The following is a 23,898-nucleotide window of genomic DNA, read 5'->3' on the forward strand; positions in this document are numbered from 1 at the left end:
CCACCCCACGAGGAGTCCGTCATGCCCAAGACCCGGATTCTCACCGCCTCCCGGATTCTCACCGCCCTGTCCGCCGCCGCCTGCCTCGCGGCCGGCCTCGCTGCCGCGCCCGCAGCCGCCGATCCCCGTCCCAGGACGCTCGGCGAACTGGCCAAGAAGCACCACAAGTACTTCGGCTCCGCCACCGACAACCCCGAGTTCACCGACGCCGCCTATCTGAAGCTCCTCGGCAGCGAGTTCGGGCAGACCACCCCCGGCAACGCCATGAAGTGGTACGCCACCGAGCCCGAGCGCGGCGTCTTCGACTTCACCGCCGCCGACGAGGTCGTCGCCTTCGCCAAGGCCCACCACCAGAAGGTCCGCGGCCACACGCTCCTCTGGCACAACCAGCTCCCCGCCTGGCTCACCGAGGGCACCTGGACCGCCGACGAGCTGCGCGCCATCCTCAAGAACCACATCCAGACGGTGGTCCGGCACTTCAAGGGCCAGGTGATCCACTGGGACGTCGTCAACGAGGCCTTCAACGAGGACGGTACCTACCGCGAGTCGCTCTTCTACAAGACGCTCGGCCCCGGCTACATCGCCGACGCCCTTCGCTGGGCCCACGAGGCCGACCGCCACGCCAAGCTGTACCTCAACGACTACAACGTCGACTGGATCGGTCCCAAGAGCGACGCCTATCACACCCTGATCAAGCAGTTGAAGGCCGACGGCGTCCCGGTGGAGGGCTTCGGTATCCAGGGCCATCTGGCGCTCCAGTACGGCTTCCCCGCCGACGTCCAGCAGAACATGCAGCGCTTCGCCGACCTCGGGGTCGAGGTCGCGGTCACCGAGCTCGACATCCGGATGACCCTCCCCGCGACCCCGGAGCAGCTCGCCACCCAGGCCACCTGGTACGCGGACTACGTCAAGGCCTGCCTGGCGGTCGAGAAGTGCGTCGGCGTCACCATCTGGGACTACACGGACAAGTACTCGTGGATCCCCTCCGTCTTCCCCGGTGAGGGCGCGGCGCTGCCCTACGACGAGAACCTGCTGCCCAAGCCCGCCTATCACTCGATCAAGGAGGTGCTGGGCGGATGATCAGAACGGCGATCGTCGGAACCGGCGGGATCGCGGGCATCTGCCACGTTCCCGCCCTCCGGGCCCAGGCGCACCGGGCCGTGATCGTGGCGGCCGTCGACGTGGATGCCGCGCGCGCCGAGGCGTTCGCGGCCGAACACGGCATTCCCGCGGTCTACACCGACCTGCACACGATGATCGAGGAGCAGAGGCCGGACCTCGTGCACCTGTGCACGCCTCCGTTCCTCCACGCCGACCAGGCGGTGGCCTGCCTGGAGGCGGAGGCGTGGGTGTGGTGCGAGAAGCCGGTGGCGCTGTCGCTGGCCGAGCTCGACCGGATCCGTGCCGCCGAGGGGCCCGCCGTCGCGGGCGCGGTGTTCCAGCACCGGTACGGCACGGGGGCCCGGTACCTGCGGGACCGGATCGCGGCCGGGACGCTGGGCCGCCCGCTCGTCGCGCAGTGCGTCACGGCGTGGTATCGCGACGACGCCTACTACGACGTGCCCTGGCGCGGCACATGGGAGAGCGAGGGCGGTGGCCCGACGCTGGGCCACGGCATCCATCAGATGGACCTGATGCTCGCGGTGCTCGGCGAATGGGCCGAGGTACGCGCGATGGCCGGCCGTCTGGAGCGCGACGTCCAGACCGAGGACGTGTCCACGGCCCTGGTCCGGTTCGAGAACGGAGCCATCGCGACGGTCGTCAACAGCGTCCTCTCCCCACGCGAGGAGAGCTACCTGCGGTTCGATCTCACCGAGGCCACGGTCGAGCTGCGTCATCTGTACGGCTACTCCAACGCGGACTGGACGTTCACCACCAGGTCGCCCGGCGTGAAGTGGGACCCGCCGGGCGACCTGCCCAGCTCGCACACCGCCCAGCTCGCGGACTTCCTGGACGGCTACGAGGCGGGGATCCGGCCCGACCTCGGCAGGTCCACCATGGAACTGGTGACCGCCTTGTACAAGGCCGCGATCACCGGACTGCCGGTCCGGCGCGGGGAGATCGACGCGGCCGACCCGTTCTACGGCTCGCTCAACGGTGGGCTGCCGGGGGTGTTCCGATGACGTTCGAACTCCTCGAGAACGAGGACTCGCTGATCGTCCGAGCTCGCGGCGTGGACCTCTTCCGGTATGTGCACCGGCCGGTCATGGACCCCTTCGAGGCGCCGAAGCCCTATCTGCATCCGGTGCGCACGCTCGCCGGTGACGTGGTCACCGGGTACCGGCCGCACGACCACCGCTGGCACAAGGGGCTCCAGATCACGGCGTCGTGGGTGTCGGGGCAGAACTTCTGGGGCGGCGGCACCTACCTGCGCGGCCAGGGCTACGTGGACCTGCCGAACCTCGGCACGATGCGCAGCCTCACCGTATCCGCCGAAACGGGTCACGGCCGCGCCGCGATCACAGAGGACCTGGCCTGGCACACGATGGCGGGGGAGCACTGGATCGACGAGCGCCGCACCCTGACCGCCCACGACGTCGAGGCCGACTCCTGGACCCTGGACGTCACGACAGCGCTGACCAACGTCCACGACACCGATCTGATGTTCGGCAGCCCCGGCACTCAGGGCAGGGAGCTCGCCGGATACTCCGGTCTGTTCTGGCGCGGTCCGCGCGACTTCACCGGCGGCGACGTGATCGGCCCCGCGATGGGCGAGCAGGGCGACTGGTTGGCCTTCATCGGTACGCACGACGAGGTCGACCGCTCCTCCACGCTCCTGTTCCTGGACGATCCAAACGCTCCCTGCCACTGGTTCGTCCGCAGTGAGCCCATTCCCGCCGTCAACCCGTCTCTGGCGTTCGACAAGGAACTGCAACTGGCCACCGGCGACACCCTGTCGCGGCGCTACCGGATCGTCGTGGCCGACGGCGCATGGACCCCCACGCGCCTGACCCGGCATGTCGCGGAAAACCCGTGGTGACCCAACTCCCGGGCGGCGTGGGGATCTCCGGGTTGACCGTGTACGACTGGGAGGCCGCCGACGGGCTGTGCGGCGGCACACCCCACATGCACCTCGTCTGCTCCGAGGCCTACGTCGTCATCGACGGCGCGGGCAGCGTCCAGACTCTCGCCGCCTCCGGCTTCGCCGAAACCCCGCTGCACCCCGGCGACGTCGTCTGGTTCACCCCCGGCACGATCCACCGCCTCGTCAACGACGGCGGCCTGCGCCTCGTGGTACTCATGCAGAACAGCGGACTCCCCGAGGCCGGCGACGCCGTCTTCACCTTCCCCGCTCCTGTGCTGGCCGATCCCCCCGCCTACCGGGCGGCGGCCGCCCTGACCGGCGACCAGACCGTGGCAGCGCGCCGCCGCCGCGACCTGGCACTCGAGGGATTCCTGGCCTTGCGCGAAGGCGGGCTCGAGGAATTCCACAGCGCGGCCCACCGCCTGAAGAGCGAGCTCCTGGACGCCTGGCAGATCCGCTGGCGTGACGGCCCCCTGGCCGCGGCCGAAGAGACCGGCCGCCAGCTGGAGCGGCTGAAGGCCGGGGACCTCTCCCACCTCGGCCACGGCGAAGTGTCCCGCCTGGAGCGCCCGGAGCACCAGCTCTTCGGCATGTGCGGCCGCCTTCACCCCTATCCCGTCCCCGACCGCCAGACGCGGCCGTTCCGCGGTTCGTCGGGCTCACCTCACCTCCGTCCCCCAAAGGAGCTCATCTGATGCGGTTTCGCCATCCACCCCTGGTCCTGAGTCTCGTACTCGCGGTCCTGTCGTCCTTGCTGCTCGGGGCCAGTCTTTTCAGTGCCCCACCCGCCGCCGCGGCGACCGTCGACCCCAGCGCCTCGTATGCACTGGTCAACCGCAACAGCGGTAAGGCCCTGGACGTCTACAACCTGGCGACCAACGACGGCGCGCGCATCACCCAGTGGACCAGGAACGACCAGACCCAGCAGCTGTGGCAGTTCGTGGACGCCGGCGGCGGTTACTACCGCATCAAGTCCCGCCACTCCGGCAAGGTGCTGGACGTCCAGAACCGGTCCACCGCCAACGGCGGCCCGATCGTCCAGTGGACCGACCTGAACGCCGGCAACCAGCAGTGGCGGCTGGCGGACAGCTCGGATGGCTACGTGAGGCTGATCGCGCGCCACAGCGACAAGGCCCTCGAAGTACAGGGCGGCTCCACCGCCGACAACGCGAACATAGTCCAGTACGACGACTGGGGCGGCAGCAACCAGCAGTGGCAGCTCGTCCAGGTCGGCGCCGGCAACCCCGGCACGTGCAATCTTCCGTCGACCTACCGCTGGACATCGACGGGCGCGCTGGCCCAGCCCAGGTCGGGGTGGGTCTCGCTCAAGGACTTCACCGTCGTCCCCTACAACGGCAGGCAGCTCGTCTACGCGACGACGCACGACACGGGGAAGAGCTGGGGTTCGATGAACTTCGGCCTGTTCACCAACTGGTCACAGATGGCCTCGGCCGGCCAGAACACGATGTCGAGCTCCACCGTCGCGCCCACGCTCTTCTACTTCGCGCCGAAGAACATCTGGTTGCTCGCCTACCAGTGGGGTGGGAGCGCCTTCTCCTACCGGACGTCGAGCGACCCCACCAACCCGAATGGCTGGTCATCACCGAAGGAGCTCTTCTCCGGAACCATCGCCGACTCCGGAACAGGGCCCATCGACCAGACGCTCATCGCTGACGGGACGAACATGTACCTGTTCTTCGCCGGTGACAACGGCAAGATCTACCGGGCCGGCATGCCGATCGGGAACTTCCCGGGCAGTTTCGGCTCGACCTCGACAGTGATCATGAGCGATACGACGAACAACCTGTTCGAAGCCCCGCAGGTCTACAAGCTCCAGGGCCAGAACCGCTACCTCATGATCGTCGAGGCGATCGGCTCGCAGGGCCGCTACTTCCGCTCGTTCACGGCCACCAGTCTGAACGGCTCGTGGACACCCCAGGCGGCGACCGAGAGCAACTCCTTCGCCGGCAAGGCCAACAGTGGCGCCACCTGGACCAACGACATCAGCCACGGCGAACTGATCCGCACCAGCCCCGACCAGACCATGACCGTCGATCCGTGCAACCTGCAGTTGCTCTACCAGGGACGCAGCCCCAGCTCCGACGGCGTCGACTACGGTCTCCTGCCCTACCGGCCGGGCCTGTTGACACTCCAGCGCTGACGACGTGACACCGGTCCGGCTCCGGTGCGGAGTCGGCGGGGCGGGCTCGGCGAAAGGCCGAGCCCGCCCCGGTCGTGAGAACGACAGCGCTCATACGGCGACGGAGCGCGGGGTCGGGCAAGGCGCGGGGAGTCGCCGTCAGACTTCCGTCGCGTTACTCAAACGTGACGTCCTCACTTCGGTAGGACCCCTTGACCACTATGAATTGTTAGCGCTCACAATGGCCTTCGCGTTCCCACGTCGATGTCTGAGGAGGTGCAGCCATGGTCCACGTGCAGATGCACTCCCCGCTTCGGCCACCCACCATGGCTGATGTCGCTCGGCGGGCGGGCGTGTCCCATCAGACCGTTTCGCGGGTGCTGGGGGGCCATCCCAACGTGCGGGACGAGACACGGGTCAAGGTGCTGCGGGCTGTCGAGGAGATGGGCTACCGCCGCAACTCCTCCGCACGGGCGCTGGCTACCCGGCGCACCCGCACCCTGGGTGTGATCGCCTCCAACACGACGCTCTACGGCCCGGCGAGCACGTTGTTCGCGCTGGAGGAGGCGGCGCGGGCCGAGGGCTACCTCGTCTCGACCGTGAGTCTGCGCGAGATGACCGTCGGCACGTTCTCCGAGGCCCTCGACCACCTCAGGGACGGCGGGGTGGAGGGCGTGGTCGCCATCGCGCCGGGACAGCGCGCGGTCGCCGCTCTCGCCGAACTCCGCCATCCCTTCCCGGTGGTGACCGTCGGGAGCGAACACGGAACGGGGATTCCCGGAGTCCATGTGGACCAGCGCCTCGGTGCGCGGCTGGCCACGGGGCATCTGCTGGCCGCCGGTCACCGCAGCGTCTGGCACCTCGCCGGGCCGGAGGACTGGCAGGAGGCGGTGGACCGGGTCGCCGGGTGGCAGTCGACCCTGGAGGAGGCGGGGGTCGAGGCGCCGCCCCCGCTGAGCGGGGACTGGAGCCCGCTGTCGGGCTACCGGGCCGGGCAGGAACTGGCGGGCTGGGTGGGCAGGGGGCTGACCGCCGTCTTCGTGGCCAACGACCAGATGGCGCTGGGGGTGTTGCGTGCGCTGCGCGAAGCGGGGGTGCGGACTCCGCAGGACGTCGCGGTCGTCGGCTTCGACGACATCCCCGAGTCGGAGTTCTTCGCCCCGCCGCTCACCACGGTCCGGCAGGACTTCTCGGCGGTGGGCACGCGCAGCATCACCCTGCTCCTGGACCTGATCGAGGGCAGGGCTCCCTCGGGAGTGCCCCGGATCGTCATCGACCCCCGACTCGTGGTCCGCGCCAGCAGTTCCCCGTAGCCCCCCTGGTCGAGGGCCCGTCCCAGCGGAGGTCCGCCTCCTCGAGGCGGCGCCCGCGCTGTTTTCACCCACTCTGCATGTCCGAGATTTCGAACAACGGTCGACAGGTCGCACGCAAGGCGCCTGTCCGCTCTACCACAAGGAGAAGAACATGCTCAGCAGACGTAACTTCCTCACCGCGGCGGTCGGTGTGGCGGCAGCGGGCGCCCTGGCGGCCTGCGCCAAGGACGATGCGGGCTCGTCCGCCTCCCCCGGTGGCAGTGGCGGCAAGGCGATCAGCCTCGGCTTCTCCCAGGTCGGTTCGGAGAGCGGCTGGCGCACTGCCAACAGCGACTCGGTCAAGGAGGCGGCCAAGGAGGCGGGATACACCCTCAAGTTCTCCGACGCACAGCAGAAGCAGGAGAACCAGATCTCCGCGATCCGCAGCTACATCGCCCAGAAGGTCGACGTCATCGCCTTCTCGCCGGTCGTCGTCACCGGCTGGGACGCCGTACTGAAGGAAGCCAAGGCCGCGAAGATCCCGGTCGTCCTCACCGACCGCTCGGTGGAGACCTCCGACGAGTCCCTGTACGTCACGCTGGTCGGCTCGGACTTCACCGCCGAGGGCGAGCGTGCGGCCGTGATCCTGGAGAAGGTCCTCGCCACGGCCGGCCACAAGGGCGAGGTCAAGATCGCCCAGCTGGAGGGAACCACCGGCGCCGCGCCGGCCATCGAGCGTGCCAAGGGCTTCAAGACGGTCATGGACCGGCAGCACAAGAACGACTGGAAGATCGTCGTCAGCCAGACCGGTGACTTCACCCGCGCCGGCGGCAAGCAGGTCATGGCCGCCTTCCTCCAGTCCAACCCCGACATCAACGTGCTCTTCGCGCACAACGACGACATGGCCATCGGGGCCATCCAGGCGATCGAGGCGGCCGGCATGAAGCCCGGCAAGGACATCCTCATCGTCTCGATCGACGGCGTGAAGGACGGCTTCGTCGCGATGTCCGAGGGCAAGATCAACGCCATCGTCGAGTGCAACCCGCTCCTCGGCCCCCAGCTCATGGAGGTCGTGAAGAAGGTCCACGCCGGCGAGAAGGTCGACCGCTGGATCAAGACCGAAGAGAGCGACTACACGCAGGACCAGGCCAAGTCCGCGCTCCCGAACCGCAAGTACTGACCGACCGCACCCACCGGCAGGGAGCCCCGACCGGCCGACACCCTCGGCCGGGGCCAGGGGCTCCCCGCGGGACTGAACGAGATCCATGAGGAGTGCTGCCATGGCAGAGCCGCTGCCCGTCCTGGAAATGGCGGGCATAGTCAAAGAGTTTCCGGGGGTACGGGCTCTGTCGGGTGTCGACTTCCGCCTCTTCCCCGGCGAGATCCACGCCCTGCTCGGCGAGAACGGTGCCGGGAAGTCCACGCTCATCAAGGTGCTGACCGGGGTCCACCCCCTCGACGGCGGCACGATCACCCTCGACGGCACCTCCGTACGGTTCGCCAGCCCGCTCCAGGCGCAGCAGGCCGGCATCAGCACGGTCTACCAGGAGGTCAACCTCTGCCCCAACCTCTCGGTGGCGGAGAACATCTTCATCGGCCGCGAACCGACGCGGGCCGGCCGCATCCAGTGGAAGCGGCTGCGCCGGGAGGCGGCGGAGCTCGTCGACCGGCTCGGCCTCGACATCGACGTGAACGCGCCCCTGTCCTCGTACCCGCTGGCCGTGCAGCAACTGGTCGCGATCGTACGGTCGGTGGGCACGGGCGACAGCGACGGCGAGGGATCCGGCACCAAGGTGCTGATCCTGGACGAGCCGACCTCAAGCCTCGACCGCGACGAGGTCCTCGAACTCTTCGGCCTGATGCGGCGGTTGAAGGACCGAGGCGTCGCGATCCTCTTCGTCTCGCATTTCCTCGACCAGATCTACGAGGTCTGCGACCGGATGACCGTGCTGCGCAACGGCACCCTGGTCGGCGAGCACCTGGTCCGGGACCTCGATCAGGTCGGGCTCGTCCAGCTGATGATCGGCAAGGACGTGGAACAGCTGGAGCAGCTCCACGACCACCAACTCCACTCCGGGGTCGGCGAGTCGTTGCTCCGGGCCGAGGGCCTCGGCAGGACCGGCGGCATCGCCCCCTTCGACCTGGAGATCAAGAAGGGCGAGGTCGTCGGACTCGCCGGACTGCTCGGCTCCGGCCGTACGGAACTCGCCCGGCTGCTCTTCGGCGCCGACCAGCCCGACAGCGGCAAGGTCACCATCGGCGGAAAGCCGGTCTCGATGAGCGCGCCGAACGACGCGATCGGCGCCGGCGTCGCGTTCTGCTCGGAGAACCGCAAGACCGAGGGACTCGTACCGGAGCTGACGGTACGGGAGAACATCATCCTCGCTCTGCAGGCTTCGCGCGGCTGGGTCCGGCCCGTCCCGGCCGCCCAGCGCGACGAACTCGTCGCCCGGTACATCAAGGCGCTGGACATCCGCCCCGCCGACCCGGAGGCACGCGTCGGCCGGCTCAGCGGCGGAAACCAGCAGAAGGTGCTGCTCGCGCGCTGGCTCATCACACAGCCGAAACTGCTGATCCTCGACGAGCCGACCCGCGGCATCGACATCGGCGCGAAGGCGGAGATCCAGAAGCTCGTGGTCTCGCTCTCCGAGGAAGGCATGTCCGTGCTGTACATCGCGGCCGAACTGGAGGAGGTGCTCCGGATCAGCCACACCATCGGAGTGCTGCGCGACCGCAAGCTCGTGGCCCGGTTCGCCAACGGGCCCGAGATCACCCCCAGCCGCATCCTGGAGACCATCGCGAGCGGAGAACACCGGTGACCACTCCTGCCCGACGGCGGACGCTGACGCACCATCACCTCTTCTGGCCGGTCACGGTCCTGGTCGTCCTGCTGCTCGTCAACGTGCCCTTCACCCCGGACTTCTTCTCGATCAGGCTGGCGGACGGCCACCTCTACGGCAGCCTCGTCTCGATCGTGCTCTTCGGCTCGCCCCTCATCCTGGTCGCGGTCGGCATGACCCTGGTCATCGCCACCGGCGGCATCGACCTCTCCGTCGGGGCCGTCGTCGCGATCAGCGGCGCGCTGGCCTGTTCGTACATCAGCGGCCAGGCCGACCAGAGCGCCCTCTCCGGCGTCCTGCTCGCCCTGGCCCTGGCCCTGGTGGCGGCGGTCGTCTGCGGGCTCTGGAACGGCTTCCTGGTCGCCCGTATGGGTATCCAGCCGATCATCGCCACACTGATCATCATGGTCGCCGGGCGCGGTGTCGCCCAACTGATCGCCGACGGCCAGATCATCACCGTCAACAGCGAGCCGTACAAGCTGATCGGCGGCGGCTACTGGCTGACGCTCCCCTTCTCCCTCTTCGTGGTGGCCGCCGTCGTGGCCGTCACCGTCGCGCTGACCCGCCGCACGGCGCTCGGCCTGCTCGTCGAGTCCGTCGGCGGCAACGCCGAGGCCAGCCGTCTCGTGGGCATCAGGTCCCGACGCATCAAGATCATGGTCTATGTGTTCTGCGCGGTCTGCGCCGGCCTCGCGGGGCTGATGATCAGCTCCAACACCTCGGCCGCGGACGGCAACAACGCCGGTCTGTGGATCGAGCTGGACGCGATCCTCGCCGTCGTGATCGGCGGCACCTCGCTCCTCGGCGGCCGGTTCTCCATCGGCGGCACGGTGGTCGGCGCGCTCGTCATCCAGACCCTGACCACCACGATCTACACCATCGGCGTACCCACCCAGACCAACCTGGTCTTCAAGGCCGCCGTCGTCATCGTCGTCTGCCTGCTCCAGTCCCCGAAGTTCCGCGCCAAGGTGTTCGGCGCGAAGGGCCGCGCACCGGCGGAGCCCGCCGCGGCGACCGAGGCCGCTCCCACGATGGAGGTGTCGCGATGAGCGCGACCACCCAAGCCCGTACGGCCCCGGACGGCCGCTCGGTGTCCAGGACCGCGCGCCTGCTCGGCGACCGGCGGCTGCCCGTCCTGGTCACGGCCGCGCTCTTCCTCTCGATGTACGTCGCCGGTCTGAGCCGATACCAGAACTACGGCTTCGCGGAACCCCAGGTCTTCCTGAACCTGTTCATCGACAACGGCTACCTGCTGGTCGCCGCCGCCGGAGCCACCTTCGTCATCCTCTCCGGCGGCATCGACCTCTCCGTCGGATCCGTGATCGGCTTCACGACCATGTTCACGGCATGGATGGTGGAGCGGCAGGGCCTGCCGATCCTCGTCGTGATCCCCCTGGCCCTGGCCGTGGGCGCCTTCGGCGGCTTCCTGATGGGCTACGTGATCCACCACTTCGAGATCCAGCCCTTCATCGTGACCCTCGCCGGCCTCTTCCTCTTCCGGGGCCTCTGCCTGGTCATCAGCAAGGAGTCGATCTCCATAGGGGACGCGTCGGTCAGCAGCATGGCGCAGGCCCAGGTGTCGCTGGGCGGCGCCTTCCTCTCGATCGGAGCGGTTGTCGCGCTGGTCGTCCTGGCCGTGGCCTTCTACGTCCTGCACTACACCCGCTTCGGGCGCCGGGTGTACGCCATCGGCGGCAACGAGCAGTCGGCGATGCTGATGGGCCTTCCCCAGGGCGGCACGAAGATCGCCGTCTACACGGTGAGCGGCTTCTGCTCGGCGCTGGCCGGGCTCCTCTTCACCCTGTACATCCAGTCCGGCGACCCCCTGCACGCCACCGGCATGGAGCTCGACGCGATCGCCGCGGTCGTCATCGGCGGGACGCTGCTCACGGGCGGCAGCGGCTATGTGGTGGGCACCCTCTTCGGTGTGCTCGTCCTTGGCCTGATCAAGAGCCTCATCCAGTTCGAGGGCACGCTCAGCTCCTGGTGGACGAAGATCGCCACAGGCGTGCTGCTCTGCGCGTTCATCCTGATCCAGCGGGCCATGACAGCGCGCCGGAGAACCTGACGGCCCGAGAGGGCCTCTGCGGCCGCCTTCTCGTGGGCCGCCCGGTGTCGCCCTACCGGGTGTTGTCCCGCAGCCAGGCCAGTTTCTCCTCGGCTGCCCGCTGGCGGGGGTGCCCGGGGCCGTAGATGCGCCGGTAGTCGCGGACGCAGCGGTCGAGGAGTGCGGCCGCCTCGGCGTGCCGTCCCACGTCGATCAGTACGTTGGCGAGGTTGTCCCGGGTCGACACGGTGGTCGGGTGGTCCTCGCCGTTCAGGGCGACCCGGCCGGCCAGGACGTCACGCAGGACGGGGACGGCGTCTTCGTAGCGCTCCATGCCGTGCAGGACGGCCGCCAGGTTGTTGCGCGCGGTGAGGGTGGTTTCGTGGTGGGGTCCCACGGTCGACTCGAAGGACCGGATGACGGCGCGGAGCTGCGTCTCCGCCTCGGCGTGGCGGTTCAGCCGGACGAGTACGGCACCGAGATTGGCCCGGGCTGCCGCGGTGGACTCGTGGTCGGGCCCGTAACGCTGCTCAAGCCGGGGCACGAGGCCGCGCAGGGCCCGCTCGGACTCCTTGTGGCGACCGCACTTGAGCAGCGAGGCGGCGTGGGAGTTGGCGGCGGTCAGCACGTCCGGATGGTCGGGCCCGAGCAGTTTGGTGCGCCGCTCCAGCACGTCCCGCTGCAGCGGTTCGGCCTCGGGCGCGCGCCTGAGGTCCTCCAGGACGGCGGCCAGCCCGGCCGCGCTGCGCAGGGTGTCGGGGTGATCGCGCCCCAGGGTGTCCGACTGGCTGCGGAAGGTGTCGCGCCAGGCTGATTCGGCGAGTTGCAGCTGTCCGGTCTGATGGAGCACGTCGGCGAGTTCGGCGGAGGTACGCAGCGTCTCCTCGTGGCGGGGGCCGAGGACGGACCACTGGCCTCGGGCCACCTCCTGGTATAACGTCACCGCCTCCTCGCCGCGCCCGGGGGTCGCTGCCAGTACCCGGGCCAGCTCGCGCACCGCTTCGAGCGCGTCCGGGTGCTCGGGGCCCCGTCGTGCGACGGCGGACCGGGCGCGCATGACGTGGAACTCCTCGGGGGAGATCTCGATCCGCGCGATCTCCTCCTGCGGACTGCCCTCCGTCACCTCCGTGATGGTGATGTGCCCCCCGACCGGCCGCCAGGCCCGATCCTGTTCCTGTCCCTGTCCCTGTCCCTGTTCCTGCTCCTGGCTCTCGCTCGGGCTGTGTCCGGACGGTCCCGCCGCGTCGGCCGTACCGTCCGCGCCGTTCCCCGCGTCCCCCTGTGCGGCCTTGCGCCGCCACCACCGGCTCATCGCGACTGTCTCCTCTTGTCCGTCTGGGTAACCTCAGGCACCTGCGTGTACGTGGGCGGCCCACAGGCTCGGGCTGGCGGCGAACGCGGCGCGGCACTCCCGGACCGCCTGGTGCAGCGCGGCCGCCGTCCGCCTGTCGTCCAGTGCCGGCCCGTCGTCGCAGTCGTCGGTGAGCAGCCCCCGGTAGAGGAGGCGGGTGACACGGACCGCCACGGCGTCGTGCACCGGCCAGAGCGTGCCGACGGCGTGGGGATATCCCGCGAGCTGGAACGCGGAGGTGATGTGGATGGACTCGTCGGCCAGGTCCCCGTCGGCGCGAGCCGTTTCGCAGGCCGAGAGCACCGCGAGCCGCGCGGCCGGTAGGTCGAGCCGGGCGATCTGCCGGACCGTCAGCGGCCGTGTCGAATGGTCGTGTACAAGCAGCCGGCCCGCCGAGGGGTCGGCGGGTTCACTGACTCCGTGGCAGGCGAAGTGGACGCAAGGGTGATCCGGCAGGGCGGCCATGACCTGGTCGAAGGTGGCCCCTTCTCCGTACAGCACATCGGTCGGCAGCAGGGCGCGCAGCGCCTCCACCTCGCGTCGTGCCCCGCCGAGCGGCCGGGCTCCCGGGGTGTCGGGGAGCGCCACGGCGAGGAGCCGGCCGGACGGCCGCGGGGCTGCGGCCCGGTCTCGGGCGTACCGGAGAGCCCTGACGGTTGGCGTGTAGGAGGAGACCACCCGGTCCATGACGGTCCGTGGTCCTGCCCCGGGCCCACCCTCCCGCTGCGGTACGGTATCGGCGCTCTCGCCGTGGTGACCTGCCGCGTGCAGGGGCAGGGCAGCCAGCGTCCCGCCCGGCGACCACCACAGCCGGGGCAGCTCGCCCCCCGTCCTCGGAGCACCGGACAGCCCGAGCCGGTCGAGCACAGGGCCGGTGACGTGGTCCCACGTCCATGCCAGTACCTCGGCGACGCTCCGCTGGGCGGCTTCGTCGCGGGCGGGGTCCATCGCGTCGGCGAGGGCATGCCGGAGCCGGTCCGCCTGTTCACCGACCGCGTCCGGCGTGGCCCGCGGCAGCGGTACGAGGAGGACGCCCCCCGGACGCAGGACCAGGGCGTCGCTGCGGTAGCCGCTGCAGTAGGCGAGCACCACCGGGCCGTCTTCCGCGCAGGCGAGCAGGGCGCTCTCGTCCGGCGCGGCGAGGAAGTCGGAGAAGCCCGGTGCTTCGCGGATCTCCGCCACCAGCTCTTCCAGGTGGCTCGCCAGCGTGTGCCGCTGGTCCGCGGTGGTGGTCGGCAGCCGGCCCAGGGCCGTTTCCGCCACGTCGACGGCCTCCAGCGCGTCGAGCCGGTCGCGGATCGAGACGAACCGCTCGGCGAGACCCGGATGGGCGCCGCGCAGCCGGCCGAGCCCGTCCCGGGTGGCCATGGCCCGGCTCAGCAGGACACCCCGGCCCTGCTCCAGGAGCGCTACCGCGCGTTCCGGACGCCCCGCGTTGACCGCGCACGCGGCCGCCTCGGCGGCGAGACCCCGCACCCGGGACAGGCCGCGCTCCTGGTCGCGACGGGCCAGCCGGCCCGAAGCGGCGAACGGCAGTAGTTCCAGGGCCACTTCATGACCGCGTAGGGCCTCCTCCCAGCGGAGGCCGGCCGCCGCGGCGGCTCCCCAGTCCCAGGCCGCGAGAACCCGCTCGTAGGCGGGCATGGCCTTCGTGCCGGCGGCCTGCCGGTAGGCGTCCTCGGCGGCCAGCAGCACCCCCGGGTCGCCGTCCTGGTGGTGCAGGGCACGTAACGCGTCGCCGTACGCCTTCAGATAGGTGCCGTGGGCCGAGCCGCCCTCCGTGGCCGACCAAACGGCGCGGCCCAGGTCGCTGACCGCCTGCTCCAGCAGCCCGTCACCGGGCCGGTGGTGATGCCGTGTCAGACGGGCGGATCCGAGGTTGGAGAGCACGAGCGCCAGCGCCGGATCGCCGTACGGAGCGTGCTCGGCGGCCTCCTCCAGCAGGGCGATCGCCTCGTCGAGGTCCGCCACGTCGGCGCTCCCCCCGAACCGCGCGCGCAGGGCGTTGGCCAGGTGGTTCAGCCGGTCCGCGCGGACCAGTCCGGTCTGCGGGGCCAGCGCCAGGGCCCGGCGGGCCGCACGGATCGCCTCGTCGGCGGCGGCCGGGTCGCCGGTCGCGCCGTGCCAGCTCTGCAGGACCACGCCGAGGTTGGCGAGGCGTACGACCTGCGCGGCGGGGTTCGCCGCAGCCGCGTCGACCGCGTTCCGGGCCAGCCGGGCGGCTTCCCGCAGAGAGTCCAGGTCGTCCGTCTGCACGGAGCGTTCCCAGAGGGTGACGGCGAGATTCGCCAGGGTGTCGGCGTACGGGCCGGTGCCTGGCAGCTTCTGGGCAAGGGCGGACCGCAGGACGGCGATCGCCTCGTCGAGCACAGCTTCGTCCCCGGTCGACTGGGCCAGCCGGTGCAGGGTGTTGCCGAGGCTGTTCATCCGCATGGTCTGCTCGGGGGCGCCCGCGGCGTACAGCGGCAGGGCCTCGCGCAGCAGTTGCGCCGATTGCCGCAGCAGCTCGGGGTCGCCGTTGTTCTCGGCGGCCAGACGCAGGGCGACTCCCAGGCCAGCGAGCCGCTCTGGGCGGTCCGGGTGGCCGGCGGGGGTCTCGGCCAGGGCGATGCGGTGCACGTCCAGCATCTCCGCCCGGCCCGCCTCGTCGGCGTCATGTTCGTGCCACTGGCGAAGGCCCTGGGAGAGGTTCCCCAGCGCGAGCCGGCGCACCTCGCTGCCCGGCGGGCTCTCGCGCAGTACGGCCCGCCACAGGTCCAGGGCCTCGCGCAGAGCGGCGGTGTCACCGCTGCGCCGATAGGCGCTGTACAGCGCCGTGGCGAGATTGTTGCGGTAGCCGGGCCGGTCGGGCGAACCGGGCGGCAGGATCTCCAATGCGTCCCGTAAGGCGCTCGTCGCCCGCGCGAGATCCGTCCCCTCGGCCGTCTCCGGTCCGTCAAAGCCGCCGCGTTCGGCGATCTCGTGCCGCTCCTGCAGGGCCTCGCCCAGTGAGGCCAGCGTCTGCGCGCCGGTCGCGGCGAGCTGCGGCAGATCGGCCGCCCGCTCGAACAGATCGATCGCCTGGTCGAGATCGCTTGCCTGCCCGTGGACGTCGAAGCGCCGGCGGTACGCCAGGGCGAGCAGGATCACGTCCTGGGGGCGCACGCGATCGACGGACACCCGTTCACGGCCGAGGGCGATCAAGGCGGCCAAATCGCTTGGATCACCCGCCAGTTGCCACCGCCGGTACAGGGCGATCAGGAGATTGCCGGCGCGGCCCGGCACGGAAGCGTCACCGGGCTCCGTGACCGCGAGCTCCTGGCGGTACGACCGGATGGCCTCGTCGAGCGCCCTGCGGTCGCCCGTGGCCTCATGGTGCAGCAGCAGTTGATCGGCACCGGGGCGTGCCCCGGACCCTCCGGCTGCCGTCGCATCCGTCGCGCTCACCACGCCCACCCCCCGTCGACGCCGCCCCGGACCGCGCACGTTCCGCACATCTTCCACGTTGCGGCCCGTGTTCACGATAGCCAAGGAGCCGCCGTATCACCCAGGTCCGGCCGTACAATCACCACGAAGTGACAACCGGCGTCCGAGGGGGAGCGGGAGCGTGGCGAACACGGCCGACGGGGCGGACACAGGCGACGCGCGGCTCGGGGAGCTCTGCCGCCGGCTCACGGACCCCTCGTCCTCGCCGCAGCTCGGCGCTCTGGGCGAGCAGGGGGCGCGGCTCGTCGAGACCATCGTCTCCGCCCTGCGCGACGGCCGTTCTCCCGAGCAACTCGACGAGTTTCTGGACGAGTTGGAAGAGCTGCTGCTGGCCGCGGGACACAGCGCCGGGCTCGGCTCGTACCGCACGACGCCCCCGCCCCCCACCACCGGCTTCCAGAGTCTGCCGGTGGCCGGGCCGGGGCATCCCGCGCTGTACGTGCTGGCCTGTCCCGCGGGTCGGTGCGGGCGCGTGGAGGCACCGGACGCCGACGCCTCGGATCAGCCCGCCTGCGGCATCCTCGGCCGTCCGCTGAACGTGGTGCCTCTCCGGTGACCAGCGCCTTCCTCAGCGCGCTGGGGGGCCGGGTCGCCGAGCGGTGGCTGACGCTGCTGGCGCTGCCCGGACTGCTCTTCATCGCTGCCATCACCACGGCGACGGTGCTCGGGCACGAACACTGGTCCGATGCGGGCAAGTTGCGGACCTGGCTCGACACACTGGCCACTTCCCCCGCGTCCCGGAGCACCGGAACCATCGCCCTCGTGGCGCTGGGGGTGCTGCTCGGCGCGGCCGCGATCGGTACGGCCGCCCAGACCCTCGGCGCCGGAGTGGAACTCCTCTGGTGCGCCGAGCCCCGGGGGCCCCTGCTGCGGCACCTCGCCGACCGCCGGCTGCGCCGCTGGCGCGCCGCCGACGCCGCCTTCCGCGCCGCGCTGGTCAGGGCCGGCCGGGCCCGTATCGCCGGGGCGGACGACGCCGACCGGCTCGCCGGCCTCGCGGAGAGCCACTTCGCCGACCGCGACAGTATCGCGGCGGCCGCACCACGCCACCCCTTCGGCATGGGCGACCGGCTTGCCGCTCCCGGGCAACGGCTCTGGCGCATGTACCGCCTCGACCTGGCGGCGGCCTGGCCCCACCTGTGGCTCCTCGCCGCCGACGGCACCCGCGCCGAACTGCAAGCCGCCCGCGTACGGTTCGCCGCGGCGGCGCGTCTGTGCGCCTGGGGCGCGGGGTATCTGGTGCTGGGCGTGTGGTGGTGGCCGGCCGCCCTGGTCGGGATCACCGCCGTCGCCGCGGGCCTCCGCCGCGGCCGGGCCGCCGCGGACGCGTTCGCCGAACTCACCGAGGCCCTCGCCGACCTGCACGTCCGTGACCTTGCGGCCGCCCTGGGCATCGACTCCGCGTCGGGCATGGACCGCACGCTCGGCGAACGCCTCTCCCGGGCTCTGCGGAAGCCCGGCTGACGGCCCCCACGCCGATCCACCGTCCTTGGGCCCTGCGGCAGCCGTGCTGCGTCCGGTGCGACGGCGTCGTCGATGAGGCCCTGGCGTTCGCGAATCGCCGCGAGCAGGCCGACGGCATGGAAAGGTTCGACGCCGAGGAGGCTGCGTGACGAGTCAATGAGCTGCTGCCGGTGATCGAGATCTGAGTGCATGATGCGTGCATGACGCAGATCATCAAGGGAGGAAACCTCCCGCTCAGCGGCGAGCCCATGCGGGTCGCCGTCGTCCGCCGCTCCGGCGGTCCGGAAGAGCCGCAGATCGACGCGGCGGCGCTGCTCGTCGCCGCGGACGGCAAGGTCAGGGGCCGGGAGGACCTGGTCTTCTACAACCAGCCCGAGCACGCCGGGAGCGGCGTTCGGCTGACCGGCAGCGCCCACGGCGAGGACGGGGTCGTCGCGGACTGGCTGGAGATCGACCCCGGCCGTGTGGAGCCGGACGTGGAGCGGATCGTGGTCGCGGCCTCCTGCGACGGCGCCACGTTCGGGGAGGTCACCGGCCTCTATCTGCGGGTGGTGAGCGCGGCCACGGGCGAGCAGCTGGCGCTGTACGCGGTCGAGGACGCGACGACGGAGACGGCGCTCCTGCTGGGCGAGGTCTACCGCCGGGGCGGAGGCTGGAAGTTCCGCGCGCTGGGGCAGGGGTACGCCTCCGGGCTCCCGCGTCTGGCCGCGGACTTCGGCTTCTCGGTGCCGGGCGACGACACGACGGACGACGGGATACCGGTGGGCCACCTGCCGGAGCCGGTGGTCGCCCCCGAGCCGGTGCCGGTGCCGGTGCCGGTGCCTGTGGCCGAGCCTGTGGCGGTGGCCTCGCCCGAGACGGCTCCCGCTCCCGTACCGGCTCCCGCCCCCCTCGTGGTGGCGAAGACCGATGGGCTCGGACACCTCGTCATGCCGCCGTTCGGCGTGCCCCTGGCGCGGTGCAACGACCTTCCGTCCGAGGTGGGGCCCGAGTTCACGCCCCTGGAGTTCTCCGGGCGCGGGAAGGAGGACATCGACCCCGGTCTCAGCCTTCCGAAGGGCTTCGTGGTCGTGGACGTGCTGAAGGAGGACGACCGGCTCATCGAGGTCGTCACGCTGACCGTGCGCCGGCGCCCCTGGCGGCAGGCCCTGATCAGTGCGATTCCGCAACTGCGCGGAGTGGGCGTCTTCCACCACGACGGGCACACGCCGCTGCGGCTGCGAGTCGACGGGTGGGGCCAGGGCTCGTGGACGATCCGGCTGCGGCCGGTGTCGACGCTACGGTCGTTCGACGGCCCGGTGGAGGGGGTCGGACCGGACGTCCTGGCGTACACGGGCGGCGAGACGGGGGTCAGGTACCGATGCCTTGGCGACGAGAAGAAGGAGGGCTTCTTCGGTGTGAACGTCCTGCGGCGCGGCGGACAACAGCAGAGCGCGTTCTGCCGGCTGGACCGGGGGCGCGGCAGCGGTGCGCTGCCCGCGGGGCCGCGGCTGCTGGTGGTCGACACCAAGGGAGGCTGGTCCATGGAGCCCCGCCAAGGAGGCATCGGCGGCTTCTGGACCCGCCGCCGCTAGCGACCGCCGGATCACACAACGCTCCGGCAGGAATGAGCGCGTGCGGTCCATGACAGTACTTGCGCGGAGTGCGCGGTCGGCGGTGCCTCAGGGAGTGGTCAGGACGGGGATGTCGAACGGGTCGTAGTGGATGCGGTCCGGCGACGTGCCGCCGGTCATGAGCGTCTGCCTGGCTGACGTGACCATCGGGGCCGGACCGCTGAGGAAGGCGTCGTGCTGGTACCACGGTCCGTACTCGGCCAGGACCTGCGGCAGAGACCCCCTGATTCCGGGGATGTACTCGTCGGAGACCGCGCCCCTGACCGTCAGCCAGTGATGCCGCTGTGCCATGCGCAGCATGTCGTCCACCCCGTACAGCTCGGCCCCGGTGCGGGCGCCGAGGAAGAGATTCACCTGGTGCCGGCCTCCGCGTCGAGCGACCTCTTCGATGAGCGCGCGGATGGGGGCGAGGCCGGTGCCGCCGGCCACACAGAGCAAGTCGCTGTGGACGGCGGCGTCCAGCACCATGCCGCCCATCGGGGCGCCCAGATGGACCACGTCGCCGACCGCGGCCCGGTGCACCAGCGCATTGCTGACCGAGCCACCGGGCACGGCCCGTACGTGGAACGTGAGTGTGCCGTCCTCGCGGGGCGCGTTGGCGGGGGAGTAGGAGCGCCACTGCTTGGGATACCAGGGGGTCTCGACACTGACGTACTGACCGGCGGCATGCTCGTAGGGCATGTGGGGATGGAGCGTGATCTCGGCGATGCCGTTCCCGCAGGGGACGAGGTGCACGATCGTGGCGGGCCAGACGGCGGGCCGTGTCTTCGCGTCCTGCTCGGCAGCGCTGATCATGACGTCGGCGACTGCTCCGTACGCCTTGGTCCAGGCGGCGGCGATGTCTTGGGTCCAGGCGGGACCGGCGTAGCGGGCCAGGGAGTCGAGGAGGCATTCGCCCACGGCGGGGAAGTGTTCCCGCAGCGCGCCGAATTTGCGATGGTCACGCCCGAGGTGTCCGCAGAAGCGGACCATGTTCTCGGGATCGTCGACCAGGTCGACGATGCGCAGCAGCGCGCGCAACAGGCGGCCGCGCTGGGCGTCCATCCCCGGCGGGAACATCGCCCGCACCTCGGGATGGCGGGCGAAGAGGATCGCGTAGAAGTAGACCGCCATGTCTGCGGCAAGTGGTTCGACCACCGACACAGAGGCACGTATGAGCTCTATCTCGTGGGCCGACAAAGGCGCCTCGGCGACCTCTGGCTCCCGGGTGGGCTCGTCCAGGGCGGGTGCCGGATCCCCCGGGTACGGGACCACGGGCGTGCCGGCTTGGCGTCTGATCCGGAATCTCAAGGGATCAGACCTCCGCCGCTCGGTATCCGAGACGGCCGGACCCGGGCGGACCGCAGGGTGGCGGCGTCGACGGAGCGGCGCCCCCGATGGGCACTGCGGGCGGGGACTTCACTGGCAGGCATGGGTCCTCAAGACGGGGCGGGAGCATTGAAGCGGACTAAGCAGGTCCGGACGCTACCCGATCACGTAGGTGACTCAGAAGTAGCCAAGGGGCGCATGAAACGGTCGACTCGTCCGGTCCTGAACGAGTAGGTGCCGCGGTGTTGCCCGCGATGGCGAAGGCAGAAGGCGGCAGCCGTCCCCCGCTCGGCCCCCACACCTGTCTCCCGCTCGCCCCCACGCCCGGTCCCTCGTCCGGCAGCGAGTCAGCCTCGGGATCGACCATGACGGGAAACTGCCCGTCGCTGAAGGAACGTTGATCCGCGCGGCCGGCGACCGACTCCACGCCCCGGCCCAGGGCCTGCCTGGTCCTTCGCCTCGGGGTGGGCGGCGATGTACAACTTGACCATGAAGGAAAAGGGCCTTTTCCGTCCAGGACACCGGTCGCCGCGCCGCACCGCAAGCCCCACCCCTCAAGGTGAGTCGGCAGGTCCGCGTCGCGGCCGGAGGCGGGGGCCGTTCTCCCTACTGAGCCTGCGCAGCGCAGCCGGACAGGTGTTCGCTCTGCAGGTCGTGATCGTCGTGCTCCTGGTCGCGGCCTCGGTGGTGGCCCAGGTGCTCCAGGCCGATCGTGACAGCAGGCATGAGGCCGAGCGCCGGTCGGTGACCGCGGCGGAGGCGTTTGCGAACGCCCCGGGCACCGCACAGGCTCTGCAGAGCGAGGATCCGACGGCCGTGCTGCAGCCGCGGGCCGAGGCCGCCTGGAAGAAGGCGGGCGTGGACTTCGTCCTGGTCATGAACACCGAGGGGATCCGGCTCACGTACCCCGATCCGAAGGAGATCGGGAAGAAGTTCGTCGGCACCATCGAACCGGCCCTGGAAGGCCGCACCGTCGTCGAGGTGGCAGGCGGGCCACCCCTGCCCGAGGCGGAGGGTACGGCCGTGCAGGCGGTGGTCCCGGTGACCGGTGCCGACGGCTCGGTCGTCGGCCTGGTGTCCGCCGGAATCGCGGTCGAGAACGTGACCGACCGGGTCGAGCAGCAGCTGCCGATCATCCTCGGCACGGGCGTGGGCGCGCTCGTACTGTCGACCACCGGGACCGTTCTGGTGACCCGGCGGCTGGGGCGACAGACGCACGGTCTGGGCCCGGAAGAGATGACGAAGATGTACGAGCACCACGACGCGGTGCTGCACGCCGTGCGGGAAGGCGTGCTGATCACCGACGCGGACGGGCGGGTGCTGCTGGCCAACGACGAGGCGCGACGATTGCTGGACCTGTCCGCGGACCCGGAGCGGCGGCGTGTGACGGAACTGGGGCTGGACGAGGAGACGGCGCGGCTGCTGGCAGCGAGCGAGTCGGTCACGGATGCCGTACACCTGGCCGGGGACCGGCTGCTGGCAGTGAACAAACGGCCTACCGCGCCCTTCGGGGGCCAGGCGGGCAGCGTGTTGACGCTGCGGGACAGCACGGAGCTGGTGGCGGTCACCGGCCGGGCGGAAGTCGCGCGGCAGCGGCTGAAGCTGCTGTACGACGCGGGGATGCGGATCGGGACCACACTGGATGTGACGCGCACCGCCGAGGAGCTGGCCCAGGTGTCCGTCCCCCGGTTCGCCGATGTCGTCACCGTCGAGCTGCTGGACCCGGTCCTGCGCGGCGAGGAGCCGGGAGAGGCGAGCACCGAGATGCGTCGTACGGCCGTCGTCGGTCTGGAGGGCGACCACTCGCTCTACCCGGTCGGCGAGCTGATCCGGTTCGCGCCCACGAATCCGATCGCCGTCGGGATGATCAGCGGGCGCACCGTACTCGAAGCGGACCTGAGTACCTCCGACGGCTGGCGGGCCCAGGACCCGGAACGCAGCCGGCAGGTCCTCGACCACGGCATCCACTCCCTGGCCGTGGTTCCGATGCGGGCCCGGGGCATGCCGCTGGGAGCGGTGAACTTCTGGCGGGCGGGTCCCTCGGCACCGTTCGAGGAGGAGGACAAGGCCGTCGCGGAGGAGTTGGCCGCCCGGGCGGCGGTCGCCATCGACAACGCCCGCCGCTACACCCGTGAGCACACCATGGCTGTCGCCCTCCAGCGCAGCCTCCTGCCCCGGAGAGTGCCCGAGCAGAACGCCCTGGAGGTGGCCTACCGCTACCTGCCGGCCCGGGCCGGGGTGGGGGGCGACTGGTTCGACGTCATCCCGCTGTCCGGCGGGCGGGTGGCGCTCGTGGTCGGCGACGTCGTCGGCCACGGTCTGCGCGCCGCGGCCACCATGGGCCGGCTGCGGACAGCCGTGCACAACTTCTCGACTCTGGATCTGCCTCCCGATGAGCTGCTGAGCCACCTCGATGAGCTGGTGGCCCACATCGATGCCCACGAGGCCACCGACGACCAGCCCGACGGGGACGGGATCACCGGGACCACCTGCCTGTACGCCGTCTACGACCCCGTCTCCGGCCGGGTCGCCGCCGCCACCGCGGGCCACCTGGGACCGGCGGTGGTCCATCCCGACGGGACCGTGACCTTCCCCCCGATGCCGGTCTCCCCGCCCCTGGGCCTCAATGCCGGCCTGCCGTTCGAGAGCGCTGAGCTGACCCTGCCCGAGGGCTCCCGGCTGGTGCTCTACACCGACGGCCTGGTCGAGGACCGCGACCGCCACCGCGACCTGGACGCCGGGCTGGAGGCCCTGCGCGAGGCCCTGGCCGGGCCCGGCCGTACAGCGGAGGACACCTGCGCCGCGGTGATCGAGGCCGTACTGCCGGCCAGACCGAGCGACGACATCGCGCTGCTGGTGGCCCGCACACGCCGGCTCGACCCCGCGAACGTCGCGCAGTGGGACGTGCCCCGCGACCCCGCCGCGGTGGCCCGGGTACGCGCCGCCTGCGCCCGCCGCCTGGCCGAATGGGGTCTGGGGGACGTCGGCTTCGCCACCGAGCTCATCCTCAGCGAGCTGATCACCAACGCGATCCGTTACGGCGCCGGGCCCATCGGTGTCCGGCTGCTGCACGACCGGGCCCTGATCTGCGAAGTGTCCGACGCCAGCAGCACTTCACCCCATCTGCGACGGGCCAAGGCCACGGACGAAGGCGGCCGCGGCCTGTTCCTCGTCTCGCGGTACGCCGAACGCTGGGGCACCCGCTACACCCCGGCGGGCAAGGTGATCTGGACCGAGCAGTCCCTCAGCGAGCCCGCCGGGCCGGGCGGGCTCACCGAGGACGCCCTGCTCGACCGATGGAGCGACGAGACCCTCTGACCGGCGCAGCTGCCTCAGCCGGCCAGGCCTGATCA

General features: G+C 71.0%; 17 protein-coding genes. 14 read left to right on the top strand and 3 right to left on the bottom strand.

Annotated features, from left to right (window positions below; all coding sequences use genetic code 11):
• Positions 1-21 precede the first annotated feature (21 nt).
• The 10 genes from J7E93_RS18785 (at position 22) to yjfF (ending at position 11,365) form a co-directional block, all read left to right on the top strand.
• Positions 22-1,080: an endo-1,4-beta-xylanase gene (locus J7E93_RS18785; RefSeq protein ID WP_215070943.1), complete on the top strand. Its 1,059-nt coding sequence runs from the start codon at positions 22-24 to the stop codon at positions 1,078-1,080.
• Positions 1,077-2,123: a Gfo/Idh/MocA family protein gene (locus J7E93_RS18790; protein ID WP_215070945.1), complete on the top strand. Its 1,047-nt coding sequence runs from the start codon at positions 1,077-1,079 to the stop codon at positions 2,121-2,123. Before J7E93_RS18785 ends, J7E93_RS18790 begins: the two co-directional genes overlap by 4 nt.
• Positions 2,120-2,980, top strand: coding sequence for a PmoA family protein (locus tag J7E93_RS18795; RefSeq protein WP_215070947.1), 861 nt, complete (start codon positions 2,120-2,122; stop codon positions 2,978-2,980). The genes J7E93_RS18790 and J7E93_RS18795 overlap by 4 nt, the downstream gene beginning before the upstream one ends.
• Entirely contained in the window at positions 2,932-3,720 is a 789-nt protein-coding gene (locus J7E93_RS18800) for a cupin domain-containing protein (protein WP_215070949.1), read from the top strand. Before J7E93_RS18795 ends, J7E93_RS18800 begins: the two co-directional genes overlap by 49 nt.
• The gene (locus J7E93_RS18805) at positions 3,720-5,186 is read left to right on the top strand and encodes a non-reducing end alpha-L-arabinofuranosidase family hydrolase (RefSeq protein WP_215070951.1); all 1,467 of its coding nucleotides are present in this window, start codon (positions 3,720-3,722) and stop codon (positions 5,184-5,186) included. Before J7E93_RS18800 ends, J7E93_RS18805 begins: the two co-directional genes overlap by 1 nt.
• 305 nt (positions 5,187-5,491) lie before the next feature.
• Positions 5,492-6,478, top strand: a complete 987-nt coding sequence (locus J7E93_RS18810) for a LacI family DNA-binding transcriptional regulator (protein WP_215070953.1) — start codon at positions 5,492-5,494, stop codon at positions 6,476-6,478.
• Between the two features lie 151 nt (positions 6,479-6,629).
• Positions 6,630-7,637 (top strand): ABC transporter substrate-binding protein, encoded by a 1,008-nt coding sequence (locus J7E93_RS18815; RefSeq protein WP_215070955.1) that lies wholly within the window; start codon positions 6,630-6,632, stop codon positions 7,635-7,637.
• Between the two features lie 100 nt (positions 7,638-7,737).
• Positions 7,738-9,276, top strand: a complete 1,539-nt coding sequence (locus tag J7E93_RS18820; protein WP_215070957.1) for a sugar ABC transporter ATP-binding protein — start codon at positions 7,738-7,740, stop codon at positions 9,274-9,276.
• On the top strand, positions 9,273-10,346 hold the full coding sequence (locus J7E93_RS18825; RefSeq protein ID WP_215070959.1) for an ABC transporter permease: 1,074 nt from the start codon (positions 9,273-9,275) through the stop codon (positions 10,344-10,346). The genes J7E93_RS18820 and J7E93_RS18825 overlap by 4 nt, the downstream gene beginning before the upstream one ends.
• Positions 10,343-11,365, top strand: a complete 1,023-nt coding sequence (gene yjfF / locus J7E93_RS18830) for a galactofuranose ABC transporter, permease protein YjfF (RefSeq protein WP_215070961.1) — start codon at positions 10,343-10,345, stop codon at positions 11,363-11,365. The genes J7E93_RS18825 and yjfF overlap by 4 nt, the downstream gene beginning before the upstream one ends.
• A 52-nt stretch (positions 11,366-11,417) precedes the next feature.
• Here the strand turns inward: yjfF and J7E93_RS18835 are convergent, their stop codons facing one another.
• Both J7E93_RS18835 and J7E93_RS18840 read right to left on the bottom strand, forming a co-directional pair.
• Positions 11,418-12,656 (bottom strand): tetratricopeptide repeat protein, encoded by a 1,239-nt coding sequence (locus J7E93_RS18835; RefSeq protein WP_215070963.1) that lies wholly within the window; start codon positions 12,654-12,656, stop codon positions 11,418-11,420.
• A 33-nt stretch (positions 12,657-12,689) separates the two neighbouring features.
• Positions 12,690-16,121, bottom strand: a complete 3,432-nt coding sequence (locus J7E93_RS18840; protein ID WP_308368713.1) for a CHAT domain-containing protein — start codon at positions 16,119-16,121, stop codon at positions 12,690-12,692.
• Positions 16,122-16,281: 160 nt separating this feature from the next.
• Here J7E93_RS18840 and J7E93_RS18845 point away from each other — a divergent pair, with 160 nt between their 5' ends.
• The 3 genes from J7E93_RS18845 to J7E93_RS18855 all read left to right on the top strand — a co-directional run bounded on the left by J7E93_RS18845 (position 16,282) and on the right by J7E93_RS18855 (position 19,198).
• Complete coding sequence (locus tag J7E93_RS18845) at positions 16,282-16,716, top strand: hypothetical protein (RefSeq protein ID WP_215070965.1); 435 nt, start codon at positions 16,282-16,284, stop codon at positions 16,714-16,716.
• Entirely contained in the window at positions 16,713-17,624 is a 912-nt protein-coding gene (locus J7E93_RS18850) for a hypothetical protein (protein ID WP_215070967.1), read from the top strand. The genes J7E93_RS18845 and J7E93_RS18850 overlap by 4 nt, the downstream gene beginning before the upstream one ends.
• Before the next feature lie 200 nt (positions 17,625-17,824).
• Positions 17,825-19,198, top strand: coding sequence for a TerD family protein (locus tag J7E93_RS18855; protein WP_215070969.1), 1,374 nt, complete (start codon positions 17,825-17,827; stop codon positions 19,196-19,198).
• A gap of 87 nt (positions 19,199-19,285) precedes the next feature.
• On the opposite strand, the gene J7E93_RS18860 is transcribed toward J7E93_RS18855, so the two are convergent.
• Positions 19,286-20,374: a globin domain-containing protein gene (locus tag J7E93_RS18860; RefSeq protein WP_308368714.1), complete on the bottom strand. Its 1,089-nt coding sequence runs from the start codon at positions 20,372-20,374 to the stop codon at positions 19,286-19,288.
• Positions 20,375-21,034: 660 nt separating this feature from the next.
• Between J7E93_RS18860 and J7E93_RS18865 the strand changes: the two genes are divergently transcribed.
• The gene (locus J7E93_RS18865; protein ID WP_215070973.1) at positions 21,035-23,863 is read left to right on the top strand and encodes a SpoIIE family protein phosphatase; all 2,829 of its coding nucleotides are present in this window, start codon (positions 21,035-21,037) and stop codon (positions 23,861-23,863) included.
• Positions 23,864-23,898 lie beyond the last annotated feature (35 nt).

This window comes from Streptomyces sp. ISL-36, assembly GCF_018614205.1.
Lineage (GTDB): Bacteria > Actinomycetota > Actinomycetes > Streptomycetales > Streptomycetaceae > Streptomyces.

Bases quoted from the DNA above. Each gene is read 5' to 3' on its own strand.
- J7E93_RS18795 (WP_215070947.1), top strand. From the start codon at position 2,120: ATGACGTTCGAACTCCTCGAGAACGAGGACTCGCTGATCGTCCGAGCT.
- J7E93_RS18810 (WP_215070953.1), top strand. From the start codon at position 5,492: ATGGCTGATGTCGCTCGGCGGGCGGGCGTGTCCCATCAGACCGTTTCG.
- J7E93_RS18855 (WP_215070969.1), top strand. From the start codon at position 17,825: ATGACGCAGATCATCAAGGGAGGAAACCTCCCGCTCAGCGGCGAGCCC.
- J7E93_RS18815 (WP_215070955.1), top strand. From the start codon at position 6,630: ATGCTCAGCAGACGTAACTTCCTCACCGCGGCGGTCGGTGTGGCGGCA.
- J7E93_RS18790 (WP_215070945.1), top strand. From the start codon at position 1,077: ATGATCAGAACGGCGATCGTCGGAACCGGCGGGATCGCGGGCATCTGC.
- J7E93_RS18785 (WP_215070943.1), top strand. From the start codon at position 22: ATGCCCAAGACCCGGATTCTCACCGCCTCCCGGATTCTCACCGCCCTG.
- yjfF (WP_215070961.1), top strand. From the start codon at position 10,343: ATGAGCGCGACCACCCAAGCCCGTACGGCCCCGGACGGCCGCTCGGTG.
- J7E93_RS18820 (WP_215070957.1), top strand. From the start codon at position 7,738: ATGGCAGAGCCGCTGCCCGTCCTGGAAATGGCGGGCATAGTCAAAGAG.
- J7E93_RS18865 (WP_215070973.1), top strand. From the start codon at position 21,035: ATGAAGGAAAAGGGCCTTTTCCGTCCAGGACACCGGTCGCCGCGCCGC.
- J7E93_RS18800 (WP_215070949.1), top strand. From the start codon at position 2,932: ATGGACCCCCACGCGCCTGACCCGGCATGTCGCGGAAAACCCGTGGTG.
- J7E93_RS18805 (WP_215070951.1), top strand. From the start codon at position 3,720: ATGCGGTTTCGCCATCCACCCCTGGTCCTGAGTCTCGTACTCGCGGTC.
- J7E93_RS18835 (WP_215070963.1), bottom strand. From the start codon at position 12,656: ATGAGCCGGTGGTGGCGGCGCAAGGCCGCACAGGGGGACGCGGGGAAC.